The sequence below is a fragment of the Agrobacterium leguminum genome, assembly GCF_015704895.1.
Classification (GTDB): domain Bacteria; phylum Pseudomonadota; class Alphaproteobacteria; order Rhizobiales; family Rhizobiaceae; genus Agrobacterium; species Agrobacterium leguminum.
The window spans coordinates 61,163-72,177 of the sequence record NZ_JADQWB010000022.1; the positions used below are offsets into that span (position 1 = coordinate 61,163).

7 protein-coding genes and 2 pseudogenes are annotated in these 11,015 nt (G+C 61.3%); 2 read left to right on the forward strand and 7 right to left on the reverse strand.

All coding sequences use genetic code 11. From position 1 onward, the window contains the following. Positions 1 to 102: 102 nt before the first annotated feature. The 7 genes from I3J13_RS22945 to I3J13_RS22975 all read right to left on the reverse strand — a co-directional run bounded on the left by I3J13_RS22945 (position 103) and on the right by I3J13_RS22975 (position 8,245). The gene (locus I3J13_RS22945; RefSeq protein WP_196380348.1) at positions 103 to 633 is read right to left on the reverse strand and encodes a helix-turn-helix transcriptional regulator; all 531 of its coding nucleotides are present in this window, start codon (positions 631 to 633) and stop codon (positions 103 to 105) included. Positions 634 to 650: 17 nt separating this feature from the next. Beyond that, the gene (locus tag I3J13_RS22950) at positions 651 to 1,160 is read right to left on the reverse strand and encodes an EVE domain-containing protein (protein WP_338081656.1); all 510 of its coding nucleotides are present in this window, start codon (positions 1,158 to 1,160) and stop codon (positions 651 to 653) included. A gap of 95 nt (positions 1,161 to 1,255) precedes the next feature. Then, positions 1,256 to 2,089: a universal stress protein gene (locus I3J13_RS22955; protein WP_196380350.1), complete on the reverse strand. Its 834-nt coding sequence runs from the start codon at positions 2,087 to 2,089 to the stop codon at positions 1,256 to 1,258. 34 nt (positions 2,090 to 2,123) lie between these two features. Then, positions 2,124 to 2,303 carry a hypothetical protein gene (locus I3J13_RS22960; protein WP_196380351.1) on the reverse strand — a complete coding sequence of 60 codons (180 nt, stop codon included), beginning with the start codon at positions 2,301 to 2,303 and terminating at the stop codon, positions 2,124 to 2,126. A 140-nt stretch (positions 2,304 to 2,443) separates the two neighbouring features. Continuing rightward, positions 2,444 to 3,883 (reverse strand): efflux transporter outer membrane subunit, encoded by a 1,440-nt coding sequence (locus I3J13_RS22965; protein WP_196380352.1) that lies wholly within the window; start codon positions 3,881 to 3,883, stop codon positions 2,444 to 2,446. Positions 3,884 to 3,933: 50 nt separating this feature from the next. Beyond that, complete coding sequence (locus tag I3J13_RS22970) at positions 3,934 to 7,086, reverse strand: efflux RND transporter permease subunit (protein ID WP_196380353.1); 3,153 nt, start codon at positions 7,084 to 7,086, stop codon at positions 3,934 to 3,936. 13 nt (positions 7,087 to 7,099) lie between these two features. After that, positions 7,100 to 8,245 carry an efflux RND transporter periplasmic adaptor subunit gene (locus I3J13_RS22975; protein WP_420867954.1) on the reverse strand — a complete coding sequence of 382 codons (1,146 nt, stop codon included), beginning with the start codon at positions 8,243 to 8,245 and terminating at the stop codon, positions 7,100 to 7,102. 1,451 nt (positions 8,246 to 9,696) lie between these two features. Here I3J13_RS22975 and I3J13_RS22980 point away from each other — a divergent pair. Both I3J13_RS22980 and I3J13_RS22985 read left to right on the forward strand, forming a co-directional pair. Continuing rightward, positions 9,697 to 10,239: pseudogene (locus I3J13_RS22980) on the forward strand (reverse transcriptase domain-containing protein); the annotation flags it as partial. 52 nt (positions 10,240 to 10,291) lie between these two features. Then, positions 10,292 to 10,580, forward strand: a pseudogene (locus I3J13_RS22985) (IS3 family transposase); the annotation flags it as partial. Between the last annotated feature and the right edge of the window lie 435 nt (positions 10,581 to 11,015).

Below are 11,015 nucleotides of genomic sequence, written 5' to 3' on the forward strand. Positions count from 1 at the left end.
GATCTAGAAAAGCGTTTTCCAGGTGCATGGGGCTTCGCTTTCTGGATAAGTCCAGTTTCGGCGGAGGCTCTCCCGGCAGCATTTTCGCAAATTTATGGCCGATCAAGGTCCTCCGACGGCGAACGGCCAGATCACCCGTTCGGAGAGGCGATCTTCGCCGTCACGGTATGAGATGCTCAACTTGAGCTCGCCACGGATCGCCTCGCGGATCATGGTCAGGATGGCCGGATCCTCCTGCGGCCCGTTGGTTGCGGGCACGACTAGCAGGCTGACGTCGTAGACGCTTTCCCTGAGGTCGGCCGGGAGAACGGAGGCGATCTTGGCCAGCGCACGCTCGGCGCTTGCCCCGAGTTCCCGATCGGCCCTGCTTGCGGCCAGCCGTACACCGAAGACAATGGCCTCGATCTCGTCTTCGGAAAACATCAGGGGCGGAAGCATGAAGCCGGGCTTCAGCAGGTAACCGACCCCGGGCTCTCCGTCGATGGATGCGCCTTGAGCGCGCAGGGTCGCGATGTCGCGATAAAGCGTGCGCCTGGCGACCTTCAGCTCCTGAGCAAGCAACTGCGCGCTCACCGGGCGGCGATGCTGGCGCAGCAACTGTACGAGATTGAGAAGGCGTTCGGCGCGTGACAATACTCGTTCGCTCCGGCTTAGTCGGCGCCCCCGTTCACAAAAAGAGACGAGACGTCGGCCTTCATGGCTTCCGCGATGAGACGGAAATCATGTTCGCTGATTTCGAACAGGCCGAAACGCAGTTGATAGCCCCAGTTGGTCCGTCCGGCGGAGAAGTCCAGCCGGTCGAGGAGCGGATGGATCGGCGCCGCTTCACTGTCGATCCAGTCGATGTCGCGACGGTGCGGCACGAACCCGCCGCCCATGTCGAACAGGTAGGGATTTCCTTCGCGTGCCGTCCCGATCGCCGTAAAATGCTGGTAGCGCTCCTTGCCCCTGAAACTCTCGTTGGGCGAGTAATAGACGAATCCGTCTCCCGGATGGATCCGCCTGAGCGCGCTCAGTTTGCCGTTGCATACCTGAACATAGTCGCCGTCCAGCGCATGGCGGGCATGCTCTGCCGAGACCACGCCAATCCAGTAATGGCGCGATCTGTCGCCAGCTTTCGAGTGTCGTTCATCGCGATGTTCAGGTCGGGTCATGATCATACCTGTCGAATAGGTCTCCCTCCATTGTATACCGCCTGGCAGTGCCAGTTTTTGTCAGCATCGTTTGTCATGCCACCACGGGAATTCCTCTATCGTCAGTGAGCGATAAACAATGGCATGCCGGCATGGTGGAACAGGTCGTGTGTAACGCCGCCGAACAGGGTTTCGATCGTGCGGTTATGGCTATAGGCACCCAGCACCAGCATGTCCGCTTTGACCCGCCTGGCCTCTTCAAGAATGACCGAACTTACGGACGCTCCGTTTGATCGCAACAATGCGACGTGGACCTTGATGCCGTGTCGAGACAGATATCGCGCGATGTCCGAGCCAGGCTCATCACCGCAACTCTCGTCAGTATCGACCATCACCAGCGATATCGACCTGGCAATGGTCATCAGCGGTAGGGCAGCGGCGATGGCGCGGCGCGCTTGCCTGCTGCCGTTCCATCCGACGACGATCGTCTGGCCGGTCGTGAACTGGCCACGCTCTTCCCATCCTCGAGGAACGACGAGCAAGGGTACGCCGGATGCAAGCAGGAGATCTTCGGCCGACCAGCTTTCCGGCAGACCGTTGGAAGCGGGTTCGCCGACGATGACGAGGTCCGCGAACAGAGTGTTATGCAGGGTCTGTTTGTCGGTGTCGTGCTCGCGCACGACCTTCAGATCGAAGTTGCCGGTAATGCCTTCGGCCAGCCGGTTGAAGCGCCTGGTCGCCTCTTCGAAGATCTGGTGCTCGGCCGCCCGTTGCTTCGCAATATACTCGTTTATGGCGGTATCACCGCGCGCGTAGGACGAATCCGGTCGCGACCGAAGCGTAAACAGGCCGGTTACATGCGCTTTGTGGTCGATGGCCAGCTTGAGCGCATATAACAACCGTCCGTCGCTTGTCGCAGCTTCGTCCAGGAATACAGCGATGGATTTTATCGGCATTGATCTTTCCTTCTTTCTCTCCCCATGCGGATCTTTACGGCTTCTCGTCGGTGCCGCCGGTGGCCGGGTGAGCGAAGTGCTGCGACCATCCGAAGTCGTGATGGATCGACTTGGTCAGCAGAATGATCACCGGTCCGGAAAACAGCGCTGCTATGATCACCAGCGCACAGAAGAAGCGTGTCGCTCTGTCTTTCAGTCCTCTTTGCCATGACATTGCTCTCACCGTGGTGACTGGCCGCGGGCGCACCACGAATTGCCCCGCGAGCCAGCCGGTTATGACGTCTAGTTGCTGGCGATCTTCACCGGCGCGATTGCAAGCCGGGATCCGTTCTGGCGATCGACGACGAGCGGTCGCTACGTATCCACGACACCTGTCCAGCCGCCCCCGAGCGCCTTGTTCAGCGCGATATAGGCGGTGACGACGGCAAGCTGGTTGTCGATGAGGTTGCTTTCGGCGGCGTAGAGCGCGCGTTGCGCGTCGAGCAGTTCGAGATAGCCGGAAGCCCCGGCCTCGAACTGGGCGCGCGATGCGTCAGCGGCCGTCCGGTAAGACGTGACGGCTGTGCTCAACTTGCCGCCGCGGACGCGCTGCTGCGACAGCGATACGATGGCGTTCTCGACGTCTTCCATCGCTGTGAGAACCGACGACTGCCATGCCGCGAAACTCTCGTCCCTGCGGGCGCGGGCCGCGTCCGCCGCGGCCTTGAGCTGGCCGGCGCGGAAGATCGGAACGGTGACGGACGGCCCGACCGCCCAGGCAATCGTCGACATCCTGCCGAGATCGCTGATGTCGAGCGCCTGCGTTGCGATGTTGCCGGTGAGGCTGACCGACGGATATCGAGCGGCCTCGGCGGAACCGACCCGCGCCGTGGCCTGCGCCAGCTGGAACTCGGCCATGCGCACATCCGGGCGTGTTCGAAGGACGTCCGCCGGAATGCCGACGGTCAGGGGAAGCTTCGGTCGGGGAATACGTCCGCCCCTGCGCAAAATCTGCGTCAGCGCCGACGGCGGCTGGCCGGTGAGGACGCTGAGACGGTGTATTGCCTGGGCAGCCGAGATCTCGAAGGAGGGAATATCGGCTTCCGTGGTGGCAGCCAGCGCCTCGGCATTGGCGACATCGGCGACGTTGGCCGTGCCGGCCTGTTGCTTGGCACGGGTGAGGACGGCGGATTCGCGTTGCGATTTTCCGGTGCGGCGGGCAAGCGCCGTACGGGCCTGATAGGCACGCGCCTGGGCATAGTTGAGCGCGACGTCGCCGATCAGCACCAGCATGGTGTTGCGCAGGTCTTCTTCCGCGACATTCACGCCATAACGCGCGCTTTCGATCGCCCGTCGCTTGCCGCCGAACAGGTCGATCTCCCAGCTGGCGTCGAGGCCCGACTGATAGGTCGTCGACGTCGCCGGACCGACCGTCTCGCCGGCAGCCGTGCGCGCCCTGTTAAGCGATGCCGATCCGTTGCCGGTCGGCAGGAGATTTGCGGTTTCCTGCCTCAGGCTGGCGCGCGCCTCCCGCACCCTGGCTTTGGCGGCTTCGACGGAACGGTTGTTGTCGATTGCCTGTGTCACCAGAGAGGTCAGCACCGGGTCGTTGAAGCGGGTCCACCACTGCGACAGCTCCGCCGGGCGTGCGGCTGTCTTACCGGCATTGCCGGACCATTGGGCCGGCATCAGCAGATTGGGCCGCTCGTAGTCTGGACCGACCACGCAGCCGGCGAGCAGGGAGGTCGAGAGGATTGTCGCAACAAAGCGGACACGCAATGGCGATGATGTGTGAATCAGGAATTTTGCAGGCATGAGAGCTCCGCCGGACTGAATTTGGATGTGAAGGAGATCACTCCCACCCCTCAATGGGGGTGGGAGGCCTCAGCGGCAGGCGGCGACGCCGCTGCGGCGTCCTCATGGTGGGGGCGTTTGGTACGCAGGACCTTGAGGACGAAGACGAAGAAGACGGGCACGAAGAAGATCGCCAGCACGGTCGCCGAGATCATGCCGCCGAGTACGCCGGTACCGATGGCGTTCTGGCTGGCGGCGCTCGGTCCGGTCGCGATAGCGAGCGGCACGACGCCGAGCGTGAAGGCGAGCGAGGTCATGACGATCGGCCGGAAACGAACACGGGCCGCCTCGATGGCCGATTCCAGCAGGCTCCGACCCTCGGCATAATAGTCCTTGGCGAACTCGACGATCAGGATTGCGTTCTTCGCCGACAGGCCGATGATCGCGATCAGGCCGACCTTGAAGTAGATGTCGTTCGACATGTCGCGCAGCATGACGGCGAGCACGCAGCCCACGACGCCGAGCGGCACCACCAGGATGACCGCCAGCGGGATCGACCAGCTTTCGTAGAGCGCCGAGAGCAGCAGCACGACGAAGAGGATCGACAGCGCAAACAGGATCGGCGCCTGGGTGCTCGACTTGATCTCCTCGAGCGATTGCCCGGTCCACTCGTAGCCAAAGCCCTTCGGCAGTTCGGCGGCCAGCCGCTCCATCTCGGCGATGGCATCGCCCGACGAGAAGCCGGGAGCGGGCGAACCGGACAGGCGCACCGCCGGATAGCCGTTATAGCCGATGATCTGCGACGGCCCCATCTGCCAGTCGACGCTTGCGAAGGACGAGAGCGGCACCATGCCGCCGCTGGCGTTGCGCACATTCAGCTTGAGCAGGTCCTCGGTCTGCAGGCGGCTCTTGTCCTGCGCCTGCACGACGACACGCTGCATGCGCCCGGCATTGGGGAAGTCGTTGATATAGGCCGAACCGAGATTGGCGGTGATGGTGTCGTTGATGTCGGCGAAGGTGACGCCGAAGGTGTTGGCCTTCTTACGGTCGACGGTGAGGATCACCTGCGCGGCGAACGGCATGCCTTCGGGGCGAATGCCGACGATCTTGCCGCCCGCGGTCGCCTTGCCCATCAGTTCGCCGGCAGCCTGCTGCAGCGCCGGCTGGCCGAGAAGACCACGGTCCTGCAGACGGAAGGTGAAACCGGCCGACGTGCCGAGGCCTTCGATCGGCGGCGGCGACAGCGCGAAGGACATGGCGTCCTTCAGCCCGAACAGCTGCATGTTGATGCGGTTGGAGATGTCCTGGGCGCTGTTGCCTTGGCCGCGTTCGGCCCAGTCCTTCAGCGTCACGAACATGATCGCCGAATTGGCGCCGTTGCCGGAAAAGCTGAAGCCCTGGATGGCGACGACATTGGCGACGCCGGGCTCATTTTTGAAGAAGCCCTCGATCTGCTTCAGCGTCTCGACGGTCCGCTCGCGGCTGGCCTCGGAAGGACCCAGCACGTCGACGATGATGTAGCCCTGGTCTTCTTCCGGAACGAAGGCGCTCGGCAGGTTGACATAGAGGTAGCCGAGACCAACGGCGAGCGCGAGGTAGACGACCATCATGCGGCCGGCGCGCCGCGCCATTCCGGCTGCCGAGCGCGTATAGCCATGGGTGACGCGGTCGAAGCTGCGGTTGAACCAGCCGGCCAGCCCCTTCTTCTCGTGGTGGCCTTTGGCGATCGGCTTGAGGAAGGTCGCGCAGAGCGCCGGCGTCAGCGACAGCGCCAGGAAGGCCGAGAACAGGATCGACACGACCATGGTGATGCTGAACTGGCGGTAGATGACGCCGACCGAGCCTGGGAAGAAGGCCATCGGCACGAAGACGCAGGCGAGCACCAGCGTGATGCCGACGATCGCGCCGGTGATCTGGCCCATCGCCTTGATGGTCGCCTGTTTCGGCGACAGTCCTTCCTCGGCCATGATGCGCTCGACATTCTCGACGACGACGATGGCGTCGTCGACGAGGATGCCGATGGCGAGCACCATCGCGAACATGGTCAGCACGTTGATCGAGAAACCGGTCGCCAGCATGACGGCGCAGGTGCCGAGCAGGGCGATCGGCACGACGATGGTCGGGATCAGCGTGTAGCGGAAGTTTTGCAGGAAGACGAACATGACGATGAAGACGAGCACGACCGCCTCGATCAGCGTGTGCACGACCTTCTCGATCGATGCCGAGACGAACGGGCTGGTATCATAGGGCATGGAATAGCTGATGCCGTCGGGGAAGAAGGCGGCGAGCTCCTCCATCTTCGCCTTGATCGCGGTCGAAACCGCAACTGCGTTGCCGGTGGAGGACAGCTGGATGCCGACCTGCGCACTCGGCTGGCCGTTCAGCCGGCTGGTGATGTTGTAGTTCTCGGCGCCGATCTCGATGCGGGCGACGTCCTTGAGCAGGACCGTCGAGCCGTCGGGATTGGCCTTGAGGACGATCTCGCCGAACTCGGCCGGATCGGCGAGCTGGCCCTGTACCAGCACGGTGGCTGTCAGGTCCTGGTTGAGGGGGCTCGGGGCAGCGCCGATCTGGCCGGCCGCGACCTGGGCGTTCTGGGCGGAGATCGCCGCATTGATATCGGCGGCGCTGATATTATAGCCGACCATCTTGTCGGGATCGACCCAGACGCGCATGGCGCGCTGCGCGGAAAACAGCTGCGCGCGACCGACGCCGTCGATACGGCGGATCTCGCCGAGGATGTTGCGGCTCAGATAGTCGCCGAGCGCCACCTGATCGCGCTTGCCGTCGGTGGAGTTGAGCGAGACGAACAGCAGGAAGCCGGTGCTGGCCTCTTCCACGGTGACGCCCTGCTGGACGACGGCCTGCGGCAGCCGCGATTCGATGCGGCGGATGGCGTTCTGGACGTCGACGGCGGCGAGCTTGATCTCGACGCCGGATTCGAGAGTCACGGTGATCGTCACCGTGCCGGACGTATCCGAGGTCGATTCAAAATATTGCAGGCCGTCGACGCTGTTGAGCTCCTCCTCGATCAGGCGCGTGACGCCCTGATAGAGGTCAGTCGGCGAGGCGCCGGGATAGGTGGCGGTGACGGTCAGCTGCGGCGGCGCGACCTTGGGATACTGCGAGATCGGCAGAAAGGGCAGCGCGATAAGGCCGGCGATCGCAAGGAAGATCGCGATCACCCAGGCCATGATTGGGCGATTGATAAAGTAAGTCGACATGAAGCGGCCCGGATCAGTTGTTCGAAAGGGAAGTGGAGGTCTGCTGTTGCGGCGCCTGCCATGGCTCGGGCACGACCTTGGCGCCGGGCTCCGCCTTCATCGTCCCGTCGACGATGACGCGGTCGCCCGCCTGCAAACCGGATTCGACGATCCAGCTGGTGCCCGTGGCGCGGCCAAGCTTGACCTCGCGCGGCTGCACGACGTCGCCGTCGCCGACGACCATGACCTGGGCCACGCCCTCCATGCTTCGCGTCACGGCGCGCTGCGGAACGGAGATCGCCTTGCCGAGAACGGCCTGCGCGACCTTGACGCGCACGTAGAGACCCGGCAGCAGGTCGCCCTTCGGGTTCGGGAACTCGCCGCGCAGCGTCACCTGTCCGGTGGTCGTATCGACGCTCGCGCTGGAGAACAAAAGACGGCCGCGGTGTTCGTAGGAGCTGCCGTCGTCGAACAGCAGTTCGACCTCGACCTGCCCGGGCGCCGGACTGTTGAGCTCGCCGCGCTCGACGGCGCGCTTGAGCCTGAGGAGCTCGGCGGCAGGCTGCGTGAAGTCGGCATAGACCGGATCGATCTGCTGGATCAGCGCCAGGTTCTGGGTGCCGTCGGCGGTGACGAGCGCGCCCTCTGTGATGAGAGCGCCGCCGATGACGCCGCTGATCGGTGCGCGCACTTCCGTGTAGCCCAGATTGATCTTCGCTTCCTTGAGCGCCGCCCTGGCCGCGGCGACATCCGCCTCGGCCTGCTTCACCGTGACCTCGGCGGTATCGTATTCGACGCCGCTGGCGATGTTACGCTGCCGCAGCGTCAGCTGGCGGGTAAGCTGCTGGCGCGCATTGGCAAGCGTCGCCTCGGCTTTCTGAAGGGCAGCGTCGGCACTTTCGACCCGTACGCGAAACAGTTCCGGGTCGATCCGGTAAAGGACGTCGCCTTCCTTGACGAGGGCGCCCTGCTCGAAAACGCGTTCAAGCAGGATGCCCGACACGCGGGCGCGCACTTCCGAAATCCTGGTCGCTGCAATGCGGCCGGGAAGCTCGTTGACCACCGGAACCGCCTCCTGCTGTACCGTCATCACGCTGACGGCAGGGGGAGGAGTGTCGCCCCATTGCGCGAGAGCGGTATTGCAACCGAGCAGGAGCAGGGTAGCCGCCAGCATGGACATGCCGGCCTTCGAGTGTTTGCGTGCCTGAATCATCATTCCTTCGCCACATCGTCATTGCGCGCGGCGCCCGGGAGGAGGGGCCGCGCTTGCAGGTTTTGAACTGTCGAGAGGGTTGGAAGGACGGCCACCCGTCGGCTGGCCGTCAGGCATACCGCGCGGTTTGCGATCACCCGCAGGCGGGCGTCTGAACCTTCTTAAGACGATGAGAGCATCCGGACCTCACCCCTCGATATTGAAGGAGCACGCTTCCGGGAATCCGTCCACGCGCCCCTGAAAGGCACCGTGGGCTACGTGCATGAGGCACGATTGATACATCCGACAGGGTCGAATGCGCCGGACTACCAACCGGCCGCTCATTCTCGGTAATGCCGGTTTCTAGCGCGCCCGGACGCAAAAATCAAGCAATTTTTGCGGCAGGAATGTGACTTATCGATATGATACAAACCCAAAGCAAATTTATGCATAGTAATATGTATAATATCCGCTCCATGAACGCAATCAGTAAATCGAAGTTATAGAAATGCTCTATTTTAATATGTAAAAATGTCATTAAAATTCATGATATACTTCAAGATTTCTTTCACAAGTCTTTCATTCGCAACGGTGGATATCTATCTCTCCATCCGCGCAGCAAACAGACATCACTGTACATTTAATTCACTCCACAACAACTGCTCAAGCCGGCGCTATTTGATACCGACAGATTTCCACCAACAACAGGAGCCTAGCTATGAGCCCAAGCGGCGGTGACCTGCCGTCAACTGGCAGGGTGACGTAGCCCGCAGGTAAAGGGGATTGAGGCGAAGTCGTTACGCCAAGATGGTTCCCGAGGCTGAAGTATTGGAAGGTTGAGGAACACGAACCGGTTAACCCGCATCTGAGGGCCGAAATATCGCCTTCGCATACACGGCTTAACAGGCGGAATGCTGATGAAGCTGCCGGACTCGTAGTCGGTGGCATCCGAATACGATCGTATATGTAGGTCGCCCGTATAAGGTCATGGGGAGAATGCAGCCAGACCATGGCATCGGCATCGACTTGCGGAACGCAAGGGTAAAGACTGCGACCGGCAACCTCACCAATGCGCTGACTTCCAGCATATGAACGAGGCAAGGCATGATGGAATGACAACGAAGCACGGCGTCGCAAGGGAGTTGACCCTGATGTCCATCAGGCTGGCGGAGTTATGGCAGTAGTCCGCGGCAGGGAAAGCCTGCCACATGGCGAAGGGGAACAGTTCAAACTGCTTGAAGTGCAAACTATCTGACCAAGAGAGGTGAAGACCTTTGATAATCAGCGAAATGCAGCACAAGCTCGCAACATGGGCCGAGAGCGATCCAAACCGAAGGTTTGATCGGGTTCTTCGGCTGATTGCCAATCGGGAATGGCTTGCCGAGGCCGCTCGGATGGTTCTTGCGTCAAGTGGCGCACGAACGCCGGGTATCGACGGAATGGATAAGCAGCGACTGCAGGTCAAACTAGATCAGCATCTGGACGACCTGCGGGCAAGCCTGCTGGAGGAGAGTTATCACCCCCAGCCGGTCAAGCGCATCTATATCCCGAAACCTAACGGCAAGCTACGACCACTGGGTATTCCGACCCTGACGGATCGCATCGTTCAACGCGCCATGCTGATGGCCATGGAGCCGATCTGGGAGAGCGATTTCCATCGTTTATCCTATGGCTTCCGGCCGGAACGGAGCGTGCATCATGCCGTCCGCACTGTAAGGATACAGCTTCAGGATGGAGCCGACACGACGAGGGGCCGCTGGATCATCGAAGGTGATCTGGCCAGCTACTTCGACACGGTCCATCACCGGCTGCTTCTGAGATGCGTGCGGCGACGGGTGCAGGACGGACGGTTCGTCGATCTTCTCCAACGGTTCCTGAAGGCAGGCCACATCGATCGTGGCCTGTTTACAGCCTCCAACGAGGGTGTTCCGCAAGGTGGCGTTCTGTCACCGCTCCTGTCCAACATCATGCTCCACGAGTTTGATATGTGGCTGGGAGCGAAATACCGGAACAAGAAGGCACGCAAGGATCGCTGTGTCAATTCGCTATTCCGAACGATTGGCGGAGGCAGGAATCGAGTCTTCCGTCGGAAGCGTCGGCAACAGTCATGGCTCTCGCCGCAACGATCAACGGTCTTTACAAGGCCGAAGTCATCCCTCGGCGTGGGCCGTGGCGCAACTTCGAAGCCGTGGACTTTGCTACGCTCGAATGGGTAGATAGGTTCAACCATCGCCGCCTTCTGGAGCCCATCGGCAACATACCGCCAGTCGAGGCCGAAGAACAATATTATGCCATGCTGGACGCATCAGCATTAGCCGCATAACTTAAACCAAACTGTCTCCGGCAAAGCCGGGGCGGTTCGTTCAGAGGAATCCTTTTCTTCGTTGAAGGATTGAGAAGAGGACAATTCAGATTCTACAGAGATCTCATTTCAAAAATTTAAGGGAAGGCGCTGTCACATCCAACAACGCTACAGAATGTACCGTGAGTTACGGGGCGAGCGAAGAATTGCGAGCTTCTTCATGGGGTGCTGTCTTTGGTACTGCGTATTATCAAATGGCTCTGGTAAGTGAGCCTTACTATGCTACTGACATTGGACAGCATAAGAATAAACATGAACTCCAGGAGATCCTAGCACTACTTTGGCAGAATATATTCTGCTGTCCGAATTTGCCCTTTGCAGTGGGGACATCGGATTGCCATCATGGGGATGGCAAGTGCGCTGATGACGGCTCGACGAACGGCTGGCAGGGTCGGC

Coding starts and splice junctions, on each gene's coding strand:
- I3J13_RS22950 (WP_338081656.1), bottom strand. CDS start 1,160: ATGATCATGACCCGACCTGAACATCGCGATGAACGACACTCGAAAGCT.
- I3J13_RS22955 (WP_196380350.1), bottom strand. CDS start 2,089: ATGCCGATAAAATCCATCGCTGTATTCCTGGACGAAGCTGCGACAAGC.
- I3J13_RS22960 (WP_196380351.1), bottom strand. CDS start 2,303: ATGTCATGGCAAAGAGGACTGAAAGACAGAGCGACACGCTTCTTCTGT.
- I3J13_RS22965 (WP_196380352.1), bottom strand. CDS start 3,883: ATGCCTGCAAAATTCCTGATTCACACATCATCGCCATTGCGTGTCCGC.
- I3J13_RS22970 (WP_196380353.1), bottom strand. CDS start 7,086: ATGTCGACTTACTTTATCAATCGCCCAATCATGGCCTGGGTGATCGCG.
- I3J13_RS22975 (WP_420867954.1), bottom strand. CDS start 8,245: ATGTCCATGCTGGCGGCTACCCTGCTCCTGCTCGGTTGCAATACCGCT.